The 20,957-nt window shown below is 73.4% G+C and carries 18 protein-coding genes; 13 read left to right on the top strand and 5 right to left on the bottom strand.

Annotated features, from left to right (window positions below; all coding sequences use genetic code 11):
• The first annotated feature begins 19 nt into the window (after nucleotides 1–19).
• The 7 genes from ABZ471_RS27790 to cobI are packed head-to-tail and all read left to right on the top strand — an operon-like array spanning nucleotide 20 to nucleotide 10,843.
• Nucleotides 20–964, top strand: a complete 945-nt coding sequence (locus ABZ471_RS27790) for a cobalamin biosynthesis protein (RefSeq protein ID WP_359070012.1) — start codon at nucleotides 20–22, stop codon at nucleotides 962–964.
• Entirely contained in the window at nucleotides 961–2,493 is a 1,533-nt protein-coding gene (locus ABZ471_RS27785; RefSeq protein WP_359070011.1) for a cobyric acid synthase, read from the top strand. The genes ABZ471_RS27790 and ABZ471_RS27785 overlap by 4 nt, the downstream gene beginning before the upstream one ends.
• The gene (gene cobN, locus ABZ471_RS27780; RefSeq protein WP_359070009.1) at nucleotides 2,490–6,143 is read left to right on the top strand and encodes a cobaltochelatase subunit CobN; all 3,654 of its coding nucleotides are present in this window, start codon (nucleotides 2,490–2,492) and stop codon (nucleotides 6,141–6,143) included. The genes ABZ471_RS27785 and cobN overlap by 4 nt, the downstream gene beginning before the upstream one ends.
• Nucleotides 6,140–8,143, top strand: coding sequence for a putative cobaltochelatase (locus ABZ471_RS27775; protein WP_359070008.1), 2,004 nt, complete (start codon nucleotides 6,140–6,142; stop codon nucleotides 8,141–8,143). The genes cobN and ABZ471_RS27775 overlap by 4 nt, the downstream gene beginning before the upstream one ends.
• Entirely contained in the window at nucleotides 8,143–8,742 is a 600-nt protein-coding gene (gene cobO / locus ABZ471_RS27770; protein ID WP_359070006.1) for a cob(I)yrinic acid a,c-diamide adenosyltransferase, read from the top strand. Before ABZ471_RS27775 ends, cobO begins: the two co-directional genes overlap by 1 nt.
• Nucleotides 8,736–10,115: a cobyrinate a,c-diamide synthase gene (locus ABZ471_RS27765; RefSeq protein WP_359070004.1), complete on the top strand. Its 1,380-nt coding sequence runs from the start codon at nucleotides 8,736–8,738 to the stop codon at nucleotides 10,113–10,115. The genes cobO and ABZ471_RS27765 overlap by 7 nt, the downstream gene beginning before the upstream one ends.
• Nucleotides 10,112–10,843 (top strand): precorrin-2 C(20)-methyltransferase, encoded by a 732-nt coding sequence (gene cobI, locus ABZ471_RS27760; RefSeq protein ID WP_359070003.1) that lies wholly within the window; start codon nucleotides 10,112–10,114, stop codon nucleotides 10,841–10,843. Before ABZ471_RS27765 ends, cobI begins: the two co-directional genes overlap by 4 nt.
• 14 nt (nucleotides 10,844–10,857) lie before the next feature.
• On the opposite strand, the gene ABZ471_RS27755 is transcribed toward cobI, so the two are convergent.
• Nucleotides 10,858–11,589 carry a ZIP family metal transporter gene (locus tag ABZ471_RS27755; protein ID WP_359070001.1) on the bottom strand — a complete coding sequence of 244 codons (732 nt, stop codon included), beginning with the start codon at nucleotides 11,587–11,589 and terminating at the stop codon, nucleotides 10,858–10,860.
• A gap of 118 nt (nucleotides 11,590–11,707) precedes the next feature.
• Between ABZ471_RS27755 and cobM the strand changes: the two genes are divergently transcribed.
• From cobM to cobC, 6 genes are read left to right on the top strand one after another with little or no spacing between them, the layout of a single operon-like run.
• Nucleotides 11,708–12,526, top strand: a complete 819-nt coding sequence (cobM, locus tag ABZ471_RS27750) for a precorrin-4 C(11)-methyltransferase (RefSeq protein WP_359070000.1) — start codon at nucleotides 11,708–11,710, stop codon at nucleotides 12,524–12,526.
• Complete coding sequence (gene cbiE / locus ABZ471_RS27745) at nucleotides 12,523–13,755, top strand: precorrin-6y C5,15-methyltransferase (decarboxylating) subunit CbiE (protein ID WP_359069998.1); 1,233 nt, start codon at nucleotides 12,523–12,525, stop codon at nucleotides 13,753–13,755. The genes cobM and cbiE overlap by 4 nt, the downstream gene beginning before the upstream one ends.
• Nucleotides 13,752–15,452: a precorrin-3B C(17)-methyltransferase gene (gene cobJ, locus ABZ471_RS27740; RefSeq protein WP_359069996.1), complete on the top strand. Its 1,701-nt coding sequence runs from the start codon at nucleotides 13,752–13,754 to the stop codon at nucleotides 15,450–15,452. The genes cbiE and cobJ overlap by 4 nt, the downstream gene beginning before the upstream one ends.
• A complete protein-coding gene (locus ABZ471_RS27735) occupies nucleotides 15,449–16,039 on the top strand; it encodes a precorrin-8X methylmutase (RefSeq protein ID WP_359069995.1) in 591 nt (196 codons plus the stop codon). The genes cobJ and ABZ471_RS27735 overlap by 4 nt, the downstream gene beginning before the upstream one ends.
• Complete coding sequence (locus tag ABZ471_RS27730; protein WP_359069994.1) at nucleotides 16,036–16,965, top strand: sirohydrochlorin chelatase; 930 nt, start codon at nucleotides 16,036–16,038, stop codon at nucleotides 16,963–16,965. The genes ABZ471_RS27735 and ABZ471_RS27730 overlap by 4 nt, the downstream gene beginning before the upstream one ends.
• Nucleotides 16,955–18,019: an Rv2231c family pyridoxal phosphate-dependent protein CobC gene (cobC, locus tag ABZ471_RS27725; RefSeq protein WP_359069993.1), complete on the top strand. Its 1,065-nt coding sequence runs from the start codon at nucleotides 16,955–16,957 to the stop codon at nucleotides 18,017–18,019. Before ABZ471_RS27730 ends, cobC begins: the two co-directional genes overlap by 11 nt.
• 45 nt (nucleotides 18,020–18,064) lie before the next feature.
• Here the strand turns inward: cobC and ABZ471_RS27720 are convergent, their stop codons facing one another.
• The 4 genes from ABZ471_RS27720 to ABZ471_RS27705 all read right to left on the bottom strand — a co-directional run.
• Nucleotides 18,065–18,967 (bottom strand): SCO1860 family LAETG-anchored protein, encoded by a 903-nt coding sequence (locus ABZ471_RS27720; RefSeq protein ID WP_359069992.1) that lies wholly within the window; start codon nucleotides 18,965–18,967, stop codon nucleotides 18,065–18,067.
• A 151-nt stretch (nucleotides 18,968–19,118) separates the two neighbouring features.
• Entirely contained in the window at nucleotides 19,119–20,210 is a 1,092-nt protein-coding gene (locus ABZ471_RS27715; RefSeq protein WP_359069991.1) for an amidohydrolase family protein, read from the bottom strand.
• A gap of 206 nt (nucleotides 20,211–20,416) precedes the next feature.
• Nucleotides 20,417–20,686, bottom strand: a complete 270-nt coding sequence (locus tag ABZ471_RS27710) for a hypothetical protein (RefSeq protein WP_359069990.1) — start codon at nucleotides 20,684–20,686, stop codon at nucleotides 20,417–20,419.
• A 179-nt stretch (nucleotides 20,687–20,865) separates the two neighbouring features.
• A partial coding sequence (locus ABZ471_RS27705; protein WP_359070086.1) for a multicopper oxidase domain-containing protein occupies nucleotides 20,866–20,957 on the bottom strand: 92 nt, incomplete at its 5' end.

Raw genomic sequence — 20,957 nt, 5'->3', positions numbered from 1 at the left:
CCCACGGCCGGCTGAGCCGATGGGTGCCGATCGCTCCTACGCGTACGGCGCCGCCGCCGGCCTTCTCGGCGACCTGCTCCTCGGTGACCCGCACCGGGGGCATCCGGTCGCCGTGTTCGGACGGGCGGCCGCAGCCGTGGAGCGCGCGCTGTGGCACGACCACCGCGGCTGGGGCACGCTGCACACCGCCGTGTGCGCCGGCGGTGCCGTCGCCCTGGGCGTCGTGGCCGAGCGGGCCGTACGCCGCTCACCGGTCGCTTCCGTCGCGCTGGCCGGTGCCGCCACCTGGGCCGTCGTCGGGGGTACTTCGCTGGCCCGCGAGGCCCGGACCGTCGGGCGCGCCCTGGAGGCCGGGGACGTCGAAGCGGCACGGGCACGGCTGCCGCATCTGTGCGGGCGGGATCCGCAGGCCCTCGACGTCGACGGGATCGCGCGGGCCGTCGTGGAGTCCGTCGCCGAGAACACCTCCGACGCCGTCGTGGGCGCGCTGGTGTGGGGAGCCGTGGGCGGGGTGCCGGGGCTGCTCGGCTTCCGGGCCGTCAACACCCTGGACGCGATGGTGGGACACAGGTCGGCCCGCTACCGGCGCTACGGCTGGGCCTCCGCCCGTCTGGACGACGTCGCGGGGTGGCCGGGGGCGCGGCTGACCGCCGTGCTGGCCACGCTCGCAGGGCCCGATCCGCGCGGCGCGGTACGGGCATGGCGGGCGGACGCGGCCCGGCACCCGAGCCCCAACGCCGGGCCCGTAGAAGCCTCGTTCGCGGGCGCCCTGGGCGTGCGGCTGGGCGGGACGCTCTCCTACGGCGGGCGCGTCGAACACCGGCCGGTGCTCAACGGGGGCGCCGGGCGGGCCGTCCGGGTCACCGACATCGACCGGGCGGTACGGCTCTCCCGCCGCGTCGGACTGCTCGCGCTCGGCGTCACGGTCGCCGCGCGCCGACTCGTGAAGGGACGTGGGAAGTGAACGGTGGTCTCCTCGTCGCCGGCACCACCTCCGACGCCGGCAAGAGCGTCGTGACGGCCGGGATCTGCCGGTGGCTGGTGCGCCAGGGCGTCAAGGTCGCGCCCTTCAAGGCGCAGAACATGTCCCTCAACTCCTTTGTCACACGGGAGGGTGCCGAGATCGGGCGGGCGCAGGCCATGCAGGCCCAGGCCTGCCGCGTCGAACCGACCGCGCTGATGAACCCCGTGCTGCTCAAGCCCGGTGGGGAACAGAGCAGTCAGGTCGTGCTGCTCGGCAAGCCCGTGGGCGAGCTGAGCGCACGCGGGTATCACGGGGGGCGCCAGCAGCGGCTGCTCGGCACCGTGCTGGACTGTCTCGCCGAGTTGCGGGGCACGTATGACGCGGTGATCTGTGAGGGGGCCGGTTCGCCCGCGGAGATCAATCTGCGGCGGACCGACATCGTGAACATGGGGATCGCGCGCAATGCCCGGCTCCCTGTGCTCGTCGTGGGTGACATCGACCGGGGCGGTGTCTTCGCCTCCTTCTTCGGGACGGTCGCCCTGCTCTCCCCGGAGGACCAGGAACTGGTCGCCGGGTTCCTGGTGAACAAGTTCCGCGGCGATGTCACCCTGCTGGAGCCGGGGTTGGACATGCTGCACGGGCTCACCGGGCGGCACACCTACGGCGTGCTGCCGTTCCGGCACGGGCTCGGCATCGACGAGGAGGACGGGCTGCGGGTCTCCCTGCGGGGCACGGTGCGGGAGTCCACTGTCGCCCCGCCGGTCGGGGAGGACGTGCTGCGGGTCGCCGTCTGCGCGATTCCGCTCATGTCCAACTTCACCGACGTGGACGCGCTGGCCGCCGAACCGGGTGTCGTGGTGCGGTTCGTGGACCGGCCGGAGGAGCTGGCGGACGCCGACCTGGTGGTGATTCCGGGGACCCGCGGGACCGTACGCGCGCTGGAGTGGCTCAGGGAGCGCGGGCTGGCCGAGGCTCTCGTGCGCAGGGCCGCCGAGGGGCGGCCGGTCCTGGGCATCTGCGGCGGTTTCCAGGTGCTCGGCGAGCACATCGAGGACGAGGTCGAGTCGCGTGCCGGCGCCGTCCCGGGGCTCGGCGTGCTCCCCGTACGGGTGCGGTTCGCCCGCGAGAAGACCCTGACCCGGCCGGTCGGGGAAGCCCTCGGGGAACACGTCGAGGGGTACGAGATCCACCACGGGGTTGCCGAAGTGACCGGTGGTGAAGCGTTCTTCTCCGATGACGAAGGACACAGCCTGGACGGCTGCCGGGTCGGCCACACCTGGGGCACGCACTGGCACGGCTCCCTGGAGTCGGACGGTTTCCGGCGGGCCTTCCTGCGCGAGGTGGCCGCCGCCGCGGGCCGCCGCTTCGTGCCGGCCCCCGACACCTCGTTCGCCGCGCTGCGCGAGGAGCAGCTCGACCGGCTCGGCGACCTGATCGAACAGCACGCGGACACGGACGCGCTCTGGCGGCTCATCGAGTCGGGCGCGCCGCAAGGACTGCCTTTCATTCCACCGGGAGCGCCCGTATGAGCACAGTGTTGTTGTTGTCGACCGCCGACACCGATCTGCTGGCGGCCCGGGCCTCCGGCGCCGCGTACCGGATCGGCAATCCGACCCGCGTCGACGTGGCCGGCGAGCTGCCCGGGCTGATCGAGGGCGCGGACATCGCCGTCGTACGGCTGCTGGGCGGCAAGCGTGCCTGGGAGGACGGGCTGGCCGCGCTCCGGGCGTCCGGCGTGCCGACCGTGCTGCTGGGCGGCGAGGCCGTGCCGGACGCCGAGCTGATGGCCGAGTCCTCCGTCCCGGCGGGTGTCGTGGCCGAGGCCCTGAAGTACCTGGTCGAGGGCGGGCCCGAGAACCTGACCGAGCTGGCCCGGTTCCTCTCCGACACCGTGCTGCTGACCGGCGAGGGGTTCGAAGAGCCGCGGAAGATGCCGGAGTACGGGGTGCACGGCTCGTACGAGGTCCGGGACGGCCGGCCGACCGTGGGCGTGCTCTTCTACCGGGCGCACGAGCTGAGCGGCAACACCGCCTTCGTGGACACGCTGTGTGCGGCGATCGAGGACCGGGGCGCCAACGCGCTTCCCGTGTACTGCGGTTCGCTGCGCGGCGCGGACGCCGGGATGTACGAACTGCTCGGCAGGGCCGACGCCCTGGTCGCCACCGTCCTCGCCGCCGGCGGTACGCACGCCTCGCAGGCCTCGGCGGGCGGCGACGAGGAGTCCTGGGACATCGGAGCGCTCGCCGACCTCGACGTGCCCGTTCTGCAGGGGCTCTGCCTGACCTCCTCGAAGAACGCCTGGGAGGAGTCCGACGCCGCCCTCTCCCCCATGGACGCGGCGATGCAGGTGGCGATCCCGGAGTTCGACGGCCGGCTGATCACCGTGCCGTTCTCCTTCAAGGAGCAGGGTCCGGACGAGGTCCCGGTGTACGTCGCCGACCCGGAGCGGGCCGCGCGGGTGGCCGGAATCGCCCTACGGCACGCGCAGCTGAAGTACAAGCCGAACGCGGACAAGAAGATCGCGCTGGTCTTCACCGCCTACCCGACCAAGCACTCCCGGGTCGGCAACGCGGTCGGCCTGGACACGCCCGCCTCGGCGGTACGGGTGCTGGACGCCCTCAAGGAAGCCGGCTACGGCCTCACCGCATACCCCGACAACGGCGACGAGCTGATCCACCGGCTCATCGAGGCCGGCGGGCACGACGTGGAGTGGCTGACGGAGGAGCAGCTGGCGTCCGCGCCCGCGCGGGTGCCGCTCGCCGACTACCGGGCCTGGTTCGACCAGCTCGACCCCGAGCTGCGGGACGCCATGCTGGAGGCGTGGGGCGAGCCGCCGGGCGGCCTGTACGTGGACGGCGACGAGATCGTGCTGGCCTCCCTGCAGTTCGGGAACGTCGTCGTGATGATCCAGCCGCCGCGCGGCTTCGGCGAGAACCCGATCGCGATCTACCACGACCCCGACATGCCGCCCTCGCACCACTACATGGCGGCCTACCGCTGGCTGGACAACAGCTTCGGCGCGGACGCGATCGTGCACATGGGCAAGCACGGCACGATGGAGTGGCTGCCGGGCAAGGGACTCGGGCTGAGCGCCGGTTGTGCCCCTGACGCCGTCCTCGGTGAACTCCCCCTGATCTACCCGTTCATCGTCAACGACCCCGGCGAGGGCACGCAGGCCAAGCGGCGCGGGCACGCCACGGTGGTCGACCATCTGGTACCGCCGATGGCGCGGGCCGACACCTACGGCGACCTGGCCAAGCTGGAGCAGCTGCTGGACGAGTACGCGCTCGTCTCCGACCTGGACCCGGCCAAGGCACCGGCCGTGCGGGCGCAGATCTGGACGCTGGTCAAGGCGGCCGAGCTGCACCACGACCTGCATGTGGACGCGCAGCCGGACGACGACGACTTCGACGAGTTCGTCATGCACATCGACGGCTATCTGTGCGAGATCAAGGACGTGCAGATCCGGGACGGCCTGCACATCCTCGGCGGCGGGCCGGTCGCCGAGCCCCGTGTGAACCTCGTCCTGGCCGTGCTGCGCGCCTCCCAGGTGTGGGGCGGGCAGGCGAACGCGCTGCCCGGTCTGCGGGCATCGCTGGCCGCCCATTTCGGGCTCGTCGAGAAGGAGCTGCTCGCCGAGCCGGGTGCGCCGGTGAAGGTGCCGGTGGAGCTGACGGACCTGGTCGACGGCCCGTCCCGCTCGGCAGCCGACGCGATCGACCTGCTGGAGCAGCTGTGCCGGCGGATCGCGGAGGGCATGGAGGCCCGCGGCTGGGCGGTGGCCGAGAGCGCGCCGCTCGTCCGCGAGGTCCTGGGCACCGAACTTGCGGACGCCGTCGCCGTGCTGGAGTTCGCCTGCACCGAGGTGGTCCCCCGGCTCGCCCGTACGACCGACGAGATCGGCCACATCCTCAAGGCGCTGAACGGCGGTTACGTCCCGGCGGGTCCCTCCGGCTCCCCCACCCGCGGCCTGGTCAACGTGCTGCCGACCGGCCGCAACTTCTACTCCGTCGACCCCAAGGCCATTCCCTCCCGGCTGAGCTGGGAGGTCGGCCAGTCGCTCGCCGACTCGCTCGTGCAGCGGTATCTGCAGGACACCGGGGAGTACCCGAAGTCGGTCGGTCTGACGGTGTGGGGCACCTCGGCGATGCGCACCCAGGGCGACGACATCGCCGAGATCCTGGCGCTGCTGGGCTGCCGTCCGGTGTGGGACGAGGCCTCGCGCCGGGTGACGGGGTTCGAGGTGATTCCCCTGGCGGAGCTGGGCCGGCCGCGCATCGACGTCACGGTCCGTATCTCCGGCTTCTTCCGGGACGCGTTCCCGCACGTGGTCGGGCTGCTCGACGACGCGGTGCGGGCGGTGGCGGAGCTGGACGAGCCGGCCGAATCCAACTACGTGCGGGCGCACGTGGAGGAGGACGCCGCGGAACACGGTGACCGGCGGCGCGCCACGGCCCGTATCTTCGGCTCCAAGCCGGGCGCGTACGGGGCCGGTCTGCTGCCGCTGATCGACGCCCGCAACTGGCGCAGCGACGCCGACCTCGCCGAGGTGTACGCGGTGTGGGGCGGTTACGCGTACGGGCGCGGGCTCGACGGGCGGGCGGCGCGCGGGGACATGGAGACCGCGTTCAGGCGGATCGCGGTCGCCGCGAAGAACGTCGACACCCGCGAGCACGACCTGGTCGACGCCGACGACTACTTCCAGTACCACGGGGGCATGGTCGCCATGGTGCGGCATCTGACGGGCGCCAACCCCGAGGCGTACGTCGGTGACAGTGCCGTACCGGACCAGGTGAAGACCCGCACGCTCGGCGAGGAGACCCACCGCGTCTTCCGGGCCCGGGTGGTCAACCCGCGCTGGATGGCGGCCATGCGCCGGCACGGCTACAAGGGCGCCTTCGAGATGGCGGCGACCGTGGACTACCTGTTCGGCTACGACGCCACTGCGGGCGTGGTCGACGACTGGATGTACGAGAAGCTCAGCGCTGAGTACGTCTTCGACCCGGAGAACCGGGACTTCATGAAGAAGTCCAACCCGTGGGCGCTGCGCGGGATCACCGAGCGGCTGCTGGAGGCGGCGGACCGCGGGCTGTGGGCCGAGCCGGACGCGGAGACGCTGGAGCGGCTGCGCGCCACCTACCTGGAGCTGGAAGGCGACTTGGAGGGCGACCAGAAGTGAGTACCCCGTTTCCGTTCACGGCCGTCGTCGGCCAGGACGACCTGCGGCTCGCGCTGCTGCTGAACGCCGTGTCGCCGGCGGTCGGCGGTGTGCTGGTGCGCGGCGAGAAGGGCACCGCCAAGTCGACGGCCGTACGGGCCCTTTCGGCGCTGATGCCGGAGCTGGACGTGGTGGCCGGGTGCCGGTTCTCCTGCGACCCGGACTCCCCCGACCCGGCCTGCCCGGACGGGCCGCACGAGCCGGGGGCGTTCGAGACCCGGCCCGCCCGGATGGTCGAGCTGCCCGTCGGCGCTTCCGAGGACCGGCTGGTGGGCGCGCTCGACATCGAGCGGGCGCTGGCCGAGGGCGTGAAGGCGTTCGAGCCGGGCCTGCTCGCGGACGCGCACCGCGGGATCCTGTACGTGGACGAGGTCAACCTGCTCCACGACCACCTGGTGGACCTGCTGCTGGACGCGGCGGCGATGGGCGCCTCGTACGTCGAGCGCGAGGGCGTCTCCGTACGGCACGCGGCCCGGTTCCTGCTCGTCGGCACCATGAACCCCGAAGAGGGCGAGCTGCGGCCGCAGTTGCTCGACCGGTTCGGGCTGACCGTGGAGGTCGCGGCCTCACGGGAGCCGGACCAGCGCGTGGAGGTCGTACGGCGGCGGCTCGCCTACGACGACGACCCGGCGGGCTTCGCCGCCCGGTGGGCCGGAGAGGAGGCCGGCGTACGGCAGCGGATCGTCGCGGCACGGGAGTTGCTGCCGCAGGTGCGGCTGGGGGACGGGGCGCTCCGGCAGATCGCGGCGACGTGCGCGGCCTTCGAGGTGGACGGCATGCGCGCCGACATCGTGATGGCCCGTACGGCGACCGCGCTGGCCGCGTGGGCCGGACGGACGGACGTGCTCGCCGAGGACGTCCGGCAGGCCGCGCTGCTCGCGCTGCCGCACCGCCGTCGGCGCAATCCGTTCGACGCGCCGGGCCTGGACGAGGACAAGCTGGACGAGACGCTGGAGCAGTACTCCGGGGACGACGCGGACGGCGACGAGGATCCCGACCCCGACGGGCCCGGTGGCGGCGGTGGGCAGCCGGCGCCCGACAGCGGCCCTCAGGGTGACGGCGGCAGCGCCGCGCAGCCCGAGGCCGGTGAGGGCGGGCAGCCGCAGGCCTCCGGCGCACAGGAGCAGTCGGCCGTGCGGGCCGCCGAGCCGTTCCGTACGAAGGTGCTGAGCGTGCCCGGGATCGGCGAGGGTGCCGCCGGGCGACGCTCGCGCGCGCGGACCGAGCACGGGCGGACGACCGGGGCCCGGCGGCCCCGGGGAACGCTCACCAAGCTGCACCTGGCGGCGACCGTCCTGGCCGCCGCCCCGCACCAGCGGGCGCGCGGACGGTCCGGGCCGGGGCTGGTGCTGCGCCGGGACGATCTGCGGCAGGCGACGCGGGAGGGCCGCGAGGGAAACCTCGTGCTCTTCGTCGTGGACGCCTCCGGGTCGATGGCGGCACGGCAGCGGATGAGCGCCGTGAAGGGTGCCGTGGTGTCCCTGCTGCTCGACGCCTACCAGCGGCGGGACAAGGTGGGCCTGGTGACCTTCCGGGGCACCTCGGCCGATGTCGCCCTGCCGCCGACCTCGTCCGTGGACGCGGCGGCGGCCCGGCTGGAGTCGCTGCCGACGGGCGGTCGTACCCCGCTCGCGGCCGGGCTGCTCAAGGCGCACGAGGTGCTGCGCGTGGAGCGGCTGCGGGATCCGGCGCGGCGGGCGCTGGTCGTGGTGGTGACCGACGGACGGGCCACGGGCGGCCCCGAGCCGGTCGCACTGGCGGGGCGGGCGGCCCGGCTGTTCGCGGCCGAGCAGGTCGCGTCGGTGGTCGTGGACTGCGAGTCGGGTCCGGTGCGGCTGGGGCTCGCCGGGCAGCTCGCGGGTGAGCTGGGCGGTACGGCCGTCACGCTGGACGAGCTGCGGGCCGACTCGATCGCCGGTCTGGTCAGGGACGTGCAGGGGACTTCGAGGAGGGCGGGGTAATGCCTCAGGGACAGCCGAGTGTGGTTCCGGACGACGGGCTGACGACCCGGCAGCGGCGCAACCGGCCGCTGGTCGTCGTGCACACGGGCATCGGCAAGGGCAAGTCGACCGCCGCGTTCGGTCTGGCGCTGCGCGCCTGGAACCAGGGCTGGCCGATCGGGGTGTTCCAGTTCGTCAAGTCCGCGAAGTGGAAGGTCGGCGAGGAGAACGCGCTGCGCGTGCTCGGCGCCTCCGGCGAGGGCGGCACCGTCGACTGGCACAAGATGGGCGAGGGCTGGTCCTGGGTCCAGCGGGATGCCCAGATGGACAACGAGGAGAAGGCCCGGGAGGGCTGGGAGCAGGTCAAGCGTGACCTGGCGGCGGAGACGTACCGCCTGTACGTGCTGGACGAGTTCGCGTACCCGATGCACTGGGGGTGGGTGGACACGGACGAGGTCGTGGAGGTCCTGCGGAACCGGCCCGGTACGCAGCATGTGGTGATCACCGGGCGGAACGCGCCGGAGAAGCTGGTGGACCTCGCGGATCTGGTGACCGACATGTCCAAGGTCAAGCACCCCATGGACGCGGGGCAGAAGGGCCAGAAGGGCATCGAGTGGTGACGTCCGTTCCCCGGCTGGTCATTGCCGCGCCGTCGTCCGGCAGCGGCAAGACCACCGTCGCCACGGGGCTGATGGCCGCGTTCGCCGCGCGGGGGCTCGCCGTGTCCCCGCACAAGGTGGGGCCGGACTACATCGACCCCGGGTACCACGCGCTCGCCACCGGGCGGGTGGGGCGGAACCTGGACGCCTATCTGTGCGGGCCCGCCTTGATCGGGCCGCTGTTCGCGCACGGCGCGCGGGGGTGTGACCTCGCCGTCGTCGAGGGCGTGATGGGGCTGTACGACGGGGCCGCGGGCGAGGGTGAACTCGCCTCCACGGCCCATGTCGCCAAGCTGCTGCGGGCGCCGGTGGTGCTGGTCGTGGACGCCTCGTCGCAGTCGCGGTCGGTGGCGGCGCTGGTGCATGGGTTCGCGTCCTGGGATCCGGAGGTCCGGGTCGGGGGCGTGATCCTCAACAAGGTCGGGTCCGATCGGCACGAATCGCTTTTGCGGGAGGCGCTGGATGCCTCCGGGGTACCGGTGCTGGGTGTGTTGCGGCGGGTTCCTCAGGTGGACACGCCGTCGCGGCATCTGGGGTTGGTGCCGGTTGCCGAGCGGCGCGCCGCTGCGGTCGAGGCTGTGGCTGCGATGGCTGCGCAGGTGGCCCGTGGTTGTGACTTGGCGGCGTTGGAAGCACTTGCCCGTGCTGCTGGTGCCGTACCAGGGGGCTCCGCCCCCTGGACCCCCGAGTCGCCCACTCACGACCACCCGACTCGGTCGGCCGAGAAGCGGAGGCCCGTGGTCGCCCTTGCCGGCGGCGAGGCGTTCACCTTCTCCTATGCCGAGCACACCGAGCTGCTCACCGCCGCCGGTGCCGACGTCGTCACCTTTGATCCGCTTCGGGACGAGGAACTGCCCGAAGGGACAGCAGGGTTGGTCATCGGGGGCGGTTTCCCCGAGGTGTACGCCAGTGAGCTGTCCGCCAACGAACCCCTGCGCAAGGCCGTCGCCGAACTGGCACTGAGCGGCGCGCCCGTCGCCGCCGAGTGTGCCGGACTGCTCTACCTCTGCCGTGAGCTGGACGGCCGGCCCATGTGCGGGGTCCTGGACGCCACCGCCCGGATGACGGAACGGCTCACCCTCGGCTACCGGGACGCGGTGGCCGTCGGGGACAGTGTGCTGGCCGCCGCGGGGACGCGGATGCGCGGGCACGAGTTCCATCGCACGGTCGTCGAGCCCGGCGCCGGTGCCGCTCCCGCCTGGGGTGTGCGCACCCCGGTCCGGCGGGTCGAAGGTTTTGTACAGCAGGGCGTGCACGCGAGTTATCTGCACACGCACTGGGCCTCCGAGCCCGGTGTGGCCCGTCGGTTCGTGGAAAGGTGCCGGACGTCATGAGCAGCAGGCTGGTCGGTGTCGGAGTCGGTCCCGGTGACCCGGAGCTGGTGACCGTCAAGGGGGTCAACGCGCTGCGCGCGGCCGACGTCGTCGTCGTACCGGTGATGGACACCGGGGAGCAGGGACGGGCCGAGGCGACCGTGTTGCACTACGTGCCCGTGGAGAAGGTCGTCCGGGTGGTGTTCGCGCTGAACGAGCGGACCGACCGGGCGCGCCGGGAGGCCGCCTGGGACGCGGCGGGCGACCGGGTCGCCGCGCTGCTGCGCGCGCACGGGTCCGTCGCCTTCGCCACTATCGGTGATCCGAACGTGTACTCGACGTTCACGTATCTCGCGCAGACGATCGCGGAGCTGGTGCCGGGTGTCGCGGTGGAGACCGTGCCCGGGATCACCGCGATGCAGGATCTGGCGGCACGCTCCGGGGCGGTGCTCACGGAGGGCACCGAGCCGCTGACGCTGGTGCCGGTGACGGCGGGGGCCGCCGTGCTCAAGGAGGCGCTGGCCGGGCCGGGGACCGTCGTGGCGTACAAGTTCGGGCGGCAGGCCGCCGAGGTCGCCGAGGTGCTGCGGGAGACCGGGCGGATCGGGGAGGCCGTGTGGGGCTCGGCGCTCGGGCTGCCGGAGGAGTCGGTGCGGCCGGCCGCCGAGCTGGACGGGGCGCCGCTGCCGTACCTCTCCACGCTGATCGCGCCCCCGCGGCGGGACGGCGGGCGGGGCGGGAAGCTGTGAGGAGGCGGGTCCGGTCAGCCGCCGGAGATGCCGACCACCAGCCAGATGAAGGCCGCGCCCGCCACCGTGCACAGCAGGGTGGAGCGGGCGGGGTGTTCGTGGTGGGCCTCGGGGAGGATCTCGGCGGCGGCGAGATAGAGCAGGACGCCGCCGAAGAGGCCGAGATAGCCGCCGAGCACCGGTTCCGGGATGTGGAAGAAGGCGGTCGACAGGGCGCCGACCAGGGGTGCGCAGGCGTCGGCGACGAGCATGCCTATCGCCCGGCGGCGCGCGTTGCCGTACAGGCTCGTGAGGGTGAAGGTGTTGAAGCCGTCGGCGAAGTCGTGCGCGATCACGGCGAGCGCGACGGAGGTGCCCATGCCGCCGCCCACCTGGAAGGCCGCGCCGATCGCCACGCCGTCCATGGCGCTGTGGCCGACCATCGCGGCGGCCGCGGTCAGACCCACCTCGGGTGCCCGGTGGTTGTGCTCGTCGGCGCCGTGCGCGGCCTGCCGGGCGGCGAGGAGCCGTTCCACCAGATGGGCCAGCAGGAAACCGGCCACGAACAGCAGCAGGGCCGCGGGCACACCGAAGATCTCGCGGTCCGCCGCGTGCAGCGCCTCCGGCAGCAGGTCCAGGCCGACCACGCCCAGCATCAGGCCGCCGGCCAGCCCCAGGACGAGATGGCGACGGTCGGTCACGCGCTGTGCCGTCCAGCCGCCGGCCAGCGTCATCAGGAACGCGCCGAGCGCGACGAAGACCGCCATAGGCCCTTGCTATCCGATGGAGGTGCCTTCGCGCACATCCGGCACCGCGCACACTCCCCCAGACCCTGACATTTCACCCACTTCTGACCTGCGTTTCTGTATGAGAGGACCTCTTCCCATGGCCGATGCCCCCACCGGCAAGGTGACGTTCGTCGGTGCCGGCCCCGGCGCCGCCGATCTGCTGACGTTCCGTGCCGCGCGTGCGATCGCGGACGCCGACGTGGTGATCTGGGCGGCGAGCCTGGTCCAGGCGGAGGTCCTGGAGCACGCGCGTGCGGACGCCGAGATCCTCGACTCGGCGACCATGTCCCTGGAGGACGTCGTGGCCGTGTACGAGCGGGCCCGCGCCGAGGGCCTGAAGGTGGCACGTATCCACTCCGGCGACCCCGCGCTGTGGGGAGGCACCCAGGAGCAGGTCGACCGGTGCGCCGAGATCGGGATCGAGACGGAGATCGTGCCCGGCGTCTCGTCCTTCTCCGCCGTCGCCGCGCTCGCCCGGCGCGAGCTGACCATCCCGGAGGTCGCCCAGTCGGTGGTGCTGACCCGGCTGGGCGGCGGCAAGACGCCGATGCCGCCCGGCGAGGAGGTCCGCGAGTTCGCCCGGCACGGGACCACCATGGCGATCTTCCTGTCGGCGGCGCGCAGCGGCCAGCTGGTGCGGGAGCTGCTGGAGGGCGGCTACCCGACGGACACCCCCGTGGTCGTCGCCTACCAGGCGACCTGGCCGGAGGAGCTGGTCGTGACGTGCACGATCGGCACGCTGGAGGAGACGGTCAAGGAGCACAAGCTCTGGAAGCACACGCTCTTCCTGGTCGGCCCGGCGCTGGACGCCCGCGGGACGCGTTCGCACCTGTACCACCCCGGTCACTTCCACGGGTACCGCAAGGCCGACCCCGAGGCGCGGCGGGCACTGCGCGAGCGGGGGGCGAGCAGTTGATCACGGTCATCGGTACGGGGACGGGGGCGCCGGTTCCCGAGGACGTGCTCGCCGGGGCCGCTCTGGTCGTCGGCGGGCGGCGCCACCTGGACGCCGTACGGCTGCCCGAGGGCGCGGAGCGGATCGTGCTCGGGCCGCTGGCGCCCGCCCTGGAGACGATCGGGGAGTACGTCGGCAAGGAGCTGCCGGTGTTCGTGCTGGCCTCGGGCGATCCCGGGTTCTTCGGGATCGTGCGCGTGCTGGCCGAGCGGTTCGGGTCCGGGCGGCTGGACGTACGGCCCGGGGTGTCGTCGGTGGCGACCGCGTTCGCGCGGGCCGGGCTGCCCTGGGACGACGCGGTCGTGGTGAGCGCGCACGGGCGTGACCTGCGGACGGCCGTCAACGTGTGCCGGGCGCACCCGAAGGTGGCCGTGCTGACCGGGCCGGGAGCCGGGCCGGCCGAGCTGGGAGCCGCGCTCGGCGACGGCCGTGTCCTCCTCGTGGCGAGCGCGCTCGGCGATCCGGAGCGCGAGCGCGTGGAGCGGGTGACACCTGCCGAGGCCGCGGCGAAGGACTGGGGTACGGCGGTGAGCGTGGTGCTGTGCCTGGACGAGGCGCGGGCGCTCGGTGCCGTGCGCACGGTCGCCGGGGTGCCCGCGCGGCCCGACCGCTGGGCCCTGGACGAGAGCGAGTTCGCGCACCGCGACTCGATGATCACCAAGTTCGAGGTGCGGGCGCTGGCGCTGGCCCGGCTCGGGCCACGCCTGGGCGACCTGGTGTGGGACGTCGGGGCGGGCTCGGGTTCGGTGGCCGTGGAGTGCGCGCGGCTCGGCGCGGCCGTCGTCGCCGTCGAGAAGGCCCCGGACGGGGTCGAGCGGATCCACGCCAACGCGCGGGCGCACGGTGTCGACGTGCGCGTGGTGCACGGCTCCGCGCCGGACGTGCTCGACGAACTCGACGATCCCGACGCCGTGTTCGTCGGCGGCGGTGGGCGCGAGCTGCCCGCCGTCGTCGGCGCGTGCGCGCGGCGGGCGCGGCGGACCGTCGTAGTCGCCATGGCTGCCCTCGACCGGGTACCGGCGGCGCGCGAGGCGCTGACGCGTGCCGGGTTCACCTGCGACGGGGTGCTGCTGCAGTCGTCGCGGCTGGCGCCGCTGCCGGGTGACGTGACCCGGCTTGCGGCGACCAATCCCGTTTTCCTGCTGTGGGGCGTCAGAACCCCGGCGTCTAGTGAAGGAGTTGCACAGTGATCGGCCTCATTTCCGCCACCGCGGCGGGGGCGGCGGCGCGCGACCGGCTGGCCGCGGCCTGGCCGGACCGTGCGCGGGTGTACGACGGTCCCGTCGGGGAGGCCGTCCGGGCCGCGTTCGCCGAGTGCGAGCAGCTGGTGTGCTTCCTGGCCACGGGCGCGACCGTACGCCTGCTCGCGCCGCTGCTCGGCGACAAGGCGGCGGACCCGGGTGTGGTGTGCGTCGACGAGGGCGGCCGGTTCGCGGTGTCGCTGGTCGGCGGGCACGGCGGCGGCGCCAACGAACTCGCCCGTGAGGTGGGCGCGTTGCTGGGGGCCGAGCCGGTCGTCACGACCGCGACGGACGCCGTGGGGCTGCCGGGTCTGGACACCCTCGGGTTCCCGTACGAGGGATCGGTGGCGACGGTGTCGCGGGCCCTGCTGGACGGCGAGGCGGTCGTCCTGGAGGCCGAGGTGCCCTGGCCGCTGCCTCCGCTGCCGACCGCGCCGCAGGGGCCGTACACCGTCCGGCTCACGGATCGCGCCGTCGAGCCAGGCGAACGGGAGGTACTGCTCAGGCCGCCGTCCCTGGTGGTCGGGGTCGGCGCCTCCAAGGGTGCGCCGGTCGAGGAGGTGCTCGGGCTGGTCGAGGGCACGCTGCGGGAGGCGGGGCTCTCGCCGAAGTCGGTGGCCGAACTCGCCACTGTGGATGCCAAGTCGGAGGAGCCCGGCCTTGTCGGCGCCGCCGAGCGTCTCGGGGTGCCTCTGGTGACGTACCCGGCCGAGGAGCTGGCGGCCGTGGAGGTGCCCAACCCGTCGGACGCCCCGCTCGCGGCCGTCGGCACCCCCTCCGTCGCCGAGGCGGCCGCGCTGGTGCGCGGCGGTGAACTCCTCGTGCCCAAGCGGAAGTCCGAGCGTGCCGACGGGCAGCCGGCCATGGCGACCTGTGCCGTCGTACGACGTCCGGGGCGCGGGCGGCTCGCGGTGGTCGGGCTCGGACCCGGCGCCCGGGACCTGGTCACCCCGCGCGCGGCGGCGGAACTGCGCCGGGCCTCCGTGCTGGTGGGGCTCGACCAGTACGTCGACCAGATCCGCGACCTGCTGCGGCCCGGCACCCGGGTGCTGGAGTCGGGGCTCGGCGCGGAGGAGGAGCGGGCCCGTACGGCGGTCGCCGAGGCCCGCAAGGGGCATGCGGTGGCGCTGATCGGCAGCGGGGACGCGGGCGTGTACGCCATGGCCTCCCCCGCGCTCGCCGAGGCGTCCGACGACATCGACGTGGTCGGTGTGCCCGGTGTGACGGCCGCGCTGGCCGCCGGGGCGATCCTGGGCGCGCCGCTGGGCCACGACCATGTGTCGATCAGCCTGTCCGACCTGCACACGCCGTGGGAGGTCATCGAGCGGCGGGTGCGGGCGGCGGCCGAGGCGGACCTCGTGGTCACCTTCTACAACCCGCGCTCCCGGGGCCGCGACTGGCAGCTGCCCAAGGCGCTGGCGATCCTCGCCGAGCACCGGGAGCCGGCCACGCCCGTCGGTGTCGTACGCAACGCCTCGCGGCCGGACGAGTCGAGCCGGCTGACGACTCTGGCCGCGCTCGACCCGGCGACGGTCGACATGATGACGGTCGTGACCGTGGGCAACACGGCGACCCGGAACATCGCCGGGCGCATGGTGACCCCGCGCGGCTACCGCTGGCAGGCATCGCAGGAGGGCGCCAAGTGAACCGTGTGGTCCCCCCCATCGAGCAGGAGTCCTTCCGGCGGCTGCGCGCCCGCCTGGACACCTCGCACTTCCCGCCGCTGACCCGGGCGGTGGTGGAGCGGGTCATCCACTCCGCCGCCGACCTGGAGTACGCGACCGACCTCGTCACGGACGAGGGCGACCTGGTCAAGGCGCATGCCGCGCTGCACGCCGGGGCGCCCGTCGTCGTGGACGTGGAGATGGTCGCGGCCGGCATCACCCGGCGGGAGACCGTGTGCCGGCTGAAGGACGCCGAGGCCGGGCCGGGGCTGACCCGTTCGGCGCACGCGATCCGGCTGGCGTACGAGGAGGTCGGGCCCGGCGCCCTGTGGGTGATCGGCTGTGCGCCGACCGCCCTGGAGGAGCTGCTGACCCTGGACGCCTCCCCCACGCTCGTCATCGGCCTGCCCGTCGGCTTCGTCGGCGCGGCCGAGTCCAAGGAGGCGTTGCGCGCGAGCGGGCTGCCCGCCGTGAGCAACGTCTCCGAGAAGGGCGGGTCGGCCGTGGCCGCGGCCGCGCTCAACGCCCTGCTGTACCACCCCGTTTCACATCCCGAGGAGAAATCGTGACCACCCCGCCGCCCGCCCTGCTCATCGCCGGTCATGGCACCCGGGACGAGGCCGGAGCCGAGGCGTTCCGTGACTTCGTACGGGAGCTGAGCCGACGCCACCCCGACCTGCCCGTCGCGGGCGGTTTCATCGAGCTGTCCCCGCCGCCGCTGGGCGAGGCCGTCACCGAGCTGGTCGAGCGGGGCGTACGGCGGTTCGCGGCCGTGCCGCTGATGCTGGTGTCCGCCGGGCACGCCAAGGGCGACATCCCGGCCGCGCTGGCCCGCGAGAAGGAGCGGCACGCGGGGATCTCGTACACCTACGGCCGTCCGCTCGGCCCGCACCCGTCGCTGCTGAACGTGCTGGAGCGGCGGCTGGACGAGGCCCTCGGGGGCACGGCCCGTACGCCCGAGGACCGGGCCGACGTGACCGTGCTGCTGGTCGGGCGCGGCTCGACCGACCCGGACGCCAACGCCGAGGTGTACAAGGCGGCCCGGCTGCTGTGGGAGGGGCGCGGGTACGCCGGTGTGGAGACGGCGTTCGTGTCGCTGGCGGCGCCGGACGTGCCGAGCGGCCTCGACCGCTGTGTGCGGCTGGGGGCGCGCCGGATCGTCGTGCTCCCCTACTTCCTGTTCACCGGCATCCTGCCGGACCGGGTGCGGCAGCAGACCGAGGGGTGGGCGGCCGCGCACCCGGAGGTCGAGGTGCGCTCGGCGGACGTCATCGGGCCCGAGCCGGAGCTGCTCGATCTGGTGATGGAGCGGTACGAGGAGGCCGTCAAGGGCGACCTCAGGATGAACTGCGACTCGTGCGTGTACCGGATCGCGCTGCCGGGCTTCGAGGACAAGGTGGGGCTGCCGCAACAACCGCACTTCCACCCGGACGACGACGGCCACCACCACGGGCACCACCATCACGGGGGGCACACACACAGCCATGCGCACTGAGGACTCCGGGGACACCGGGCACGATCTGCGTCATCACGGGGACGCCGAGGTGCGTGACGACGGGGCCGCACTGGTCGACCTCGCCGTCAACGTGCGCGCGGACACGCCTCCGGTCTGGCTGCGGGAGGAGATCGCCGGGTCGCTGTCGTCGCTCGCGGCCTACCCGGACGGGCGGGCCGCGCGGGCGGCGGTGGCGGCACGGCACGGGCTGCCGGTGGAGCGGGTGCTGCTGACGGCCGGGGCGGCGGAGGCGTTCGTGCTGCTGGCGCGGGCGCTGAAGGTGCGCCGGCCGGTCGTCGTGCACCCGCAGTTCACGGAGCCGGAGGCGGCACTGCGGGATGCGGGGCACACCGTGGACCGGGTGCTGCTGCGGGAGACGGACGGCTTCCGGCTGGATCCTGCGGCCGTGCCGGAGGACGCCGACCTGGTGGTGATCGGGAACCCGACCAATCCGACGTCGGTCCTGCACCCGGCCGCCGCGATCGCCGGACTCGCCCGTCCGGGGCGGACGTTGGTGGTCGACGAGGCGTTCATGGACGCGGTGCCGGGTGAGCGGGAGGCGCTCGCGGGGCGGACCGATGTGCCCGGGCTGGTCGTGCTGCGCAGTCTGACCAAGACCTGGGGGCTGGCCGGGCTGCGCATCGGCTATGTGCTGGCCGCGCCGGAGACGATCGCCGAGCTGGAACGGGCTCAGCCGCTGTGGCCGGTGTCGACGCCCGCGCTGGCCGCGGCCGAGGCGTGTGTGGCGCCGCGGGCGCTGGCGGAGGCGGCGCACGCGGCCCACCGGATCGCGGCCGACCGGGCCCACCTGCTGGCAGGGTTGGCCGGCCTCGCGGACCGTGGAGTGCGGGTGGTCTCGCCCGCGCAGGGGCCGTTCGTGCTGGTCGGGATGGACGGGGCTGCCGTGGTACGACGGCGCCTGCGCGAGCTGGGATACGCGGTGCGGCGTGGGGACACGTTTCCCGGACTGGGTGCGGAATGGGTACGGGTGGCGGTACGGGACCGGGCCACGGTGAGCGGGTTCCTGCGGGCCCTGTCGGCCGTACTCCCGTAGCCCTCCCCCCGCCCACCCGACCCGGTCGGCCGGAAGAGCGCCGCGTCAGCTCTTCCGGCGTCGTGCCACCGTCACCGCTCCGCCGCCCACCAGCACCAACGCCAGCGCGCCGCCCGCGATGTACGGCGTCGCCGAACTGCCTCCCGTCTGCGCGAGGTCGGCGCGGCCGCCCTGGGACTTCACGTCGGATGCCGGGTCGTGGCTCGGCACCGGGTGCCCGGTCGGCGGGACCATCGGTGACTCGCAGGTCGCCTTGGCCAGAGTGATCGTTCCTTCTACCTCGGCCACGTTGAGCTTCAACGGGTTGACGGAGACCTTGAGTTCGAGGGCCGTCGCGGCTGCCGTGCGGGTCGTGGCGCTGCGCCGGGAGAGGTCGAGGCGGACCTCTCCGACGCCGGGCACCTTCACCTCGGTCGGGCCGCCGGCGGTCAGTGTGACGCGCTTGCCGAGGACCGTGACGGCGCCGAGGACGTTCGCGGCGGCCACCGGCCGCTTCCCCACCGCACAGGTCGCCTTCGCGGTGACCGTGCCGACCTCCACGAGGGAGAGCAGGGGCAGGCCCGGGACGTGCAGTCTGGCGTGGGCGACGCGGACCGATCCCTCGGCGAGCTCGCCGGTCACCGTGGCTCCGGCCGACGCGGCCTCCGCGCCGAGGACCGTGAACGGCCGGCCGCCGTTCACGCCGTCGAGCCGGGCCGTCAGCGCGGTCTTCTCGGCGCTCTGCGGTGCCTGGACCTCGTTGAGGGTGACCGCGAGCGGGACGTTCACGGTCTTGTCGAGCAGGGACACGTCGAGTCCGGTGCGGAGCACGACGGCGGAGGCGCGACCGTGGTCGGTGGTCGCGTGCGCGGCGCCCGCGCTCAGGACCGCGGGACCTGCGGCCAGGGCGGTGACCGTCGCGAGCGTGGCGAGACGGCATGCGGGCATGCGGAAGTTGTTGCTGTTCAAGGCGGGGGACCCCCAGACGGGACATGCTTGGGACCCGTCAACTTTTACGCACTGTGGGTGAACGGTCAGCAATCCTGCGTTACTTCACTCCATCGTGGAGATTCCGCACTGGCTTTCGGATCGTTGGGCACACGCGTCCGTTACGCCACCGCTACCCCACCACCTGCCCGTTCAGCACCACCCGGCGCGGTGCCGCCAGCACCCGGACGTCCGCCCGCGGGTCGGACTCGTACACCACCAGGTCGGCCGGTGCGCCCTCCTCCAGGCCGGGGCGGCCCAGCCAGGCCCGGGCGCCCCAGCTGGTCGCCGACAGCGCGTCGACGGGCGGGATGCCCGCGGTGACGAGTTCGGCGACCTCCCCCGCCACCAGGCCGTGGGCCAGGGAGCCGCCCGCGTCGGTGCCGACGTACACCGGGATCCCGGCGTCGTAGGCGCCGCGCACGGTGTCGTAGCGGCGCTCGTGCAGCCGGCGCATCCGGGCCGACCAGCGCGGGTACCTGGTCTCGCCGCCGGCCGCGAGCTGCGGGAAGGTGGCGATGTTGACGAGGGTCGGGACGATCGCGACGCCGCGCTCGGCGAACAGCGGGATCAGGTCCTCCGTGAGGCCCGTGGCGTGCTCGATGCAGTCGATGCCCGCCTCGACCAGGTCGCGGAGCGAACTCTCGGCGAAGCAGTGCGCGGTGACACGGGCACCGAGGCGGTGGGCCTCGGCGATGGCGGCCTCGACCGCCTCGCGCGGCCAGCAGGCGGAGAGGTCGCCGAGGTCGCGGTCGATCCAGTCGCCGACCAGCTTGACCCAGCCGTCGCCGCGCCGGGCCTCCTGGGCGACGTAGGCGACGAGTTCGTCCGGTTCGATCTCGTGGGCGTAGTTGCGGATGTAGCGGCGGGTGCGGGCGATGTGCCGGCCGGCCCGGATGATCTTCGGAAGGTCGTCGCGGTCGTCGACCCAGCGGGTGTCGGAGGGCGAACCCGCGTCGCGGAGCAGCAGGGTGCCGGTCTCCCGGTCGATGAGCGCCTGCTTCTCGGCGGTGGCCGCGTCCACCGGGCCGTCGGCGCCGAGGCCGACATGGCAGTGCGCGTCGACCAGGCCGGGCAGCGCCCAGCCCTCGACGGTCCGGATGTCCCGGGCCCCGGCGGGGCGGTCGTGGGCGACGCGGCCCCCGACCACCCACAGCTCGTCGCGGACGTCTTCGGGCCCGACCAGGACCCGGCCCTTCACGTGCAGCACCGCGTGATCGCTCATGTACCGCAGCTTAGTGAGCCAGGGCGGTTCCCTTACATGGGTGCGGGCGGTGGCCCCAGGGGTGTGCCATAGCACCCCTGGTACCACCGCCCTGGCGTGGCATCGGTCACCACGCGGTCCCGTGCCGACGGTGAGCGGTCCGGCCGACCCACCGGACGCCTGCCGTGCCGCCGCATTCCGCCGTCAAGGGAGACTGAACCGGCCCGTTACCCGGCCTTGTTGTTGCAGCCCATGGTCGACCCGATGTGGGTGCTCTGGGCACCCGGGTCACCCTCGCCGTTGAGCGCGTTGCCCAGCAGGCCGTTGAGAATCCCGACCTCGCCGAGGAGGTCGAGGTTCAGGTCGTGGTCCTTGCAATTGGAGCTCTGCATGACGCCGTCACCGCCGTGCTCGCCGGCGTGGGCGGTGCCGGCAGTCAGGAGCCCGACACTGCCGAGAGCCGCGACCAGAACGGCAGCCTTGCGAAGCTTGTGCATGTCATCTCCGTGGAGTGAGTGTGGATGCGATCCGTCACGGATCAAACTCTTACCGTCACGAAGACTAGTATGAAAATACTCCAAAGCGGACAGCGACACGCCGGTTTCGTGATCGCGTTGCGGCAGCACCTGATCGCGCCCTCGGACGCTCCCCCCGGAGCGTCCTCCGGCTCACCCGGTCACTTGCGGTATCCGAGGATGGTCATCATGCCGCTCTCGGAGTGGTACTGGTTGTGGCAGTGGAGCATCCAGAGGCCGGGGTTGTCGGCGT

The organism is Streptomyces sp. NPDC005728 (assembly GCF_040630895.1).
Taxonomy (GTDB): domain Bacteria; phylum Actinomycetota; class Actinomycetes; order Streptomycetales; family Streptomycetaceae; genus Streptomyces.
This window is presented reverse-complemented; position numbering and strand designations above follow the sequence as displayed.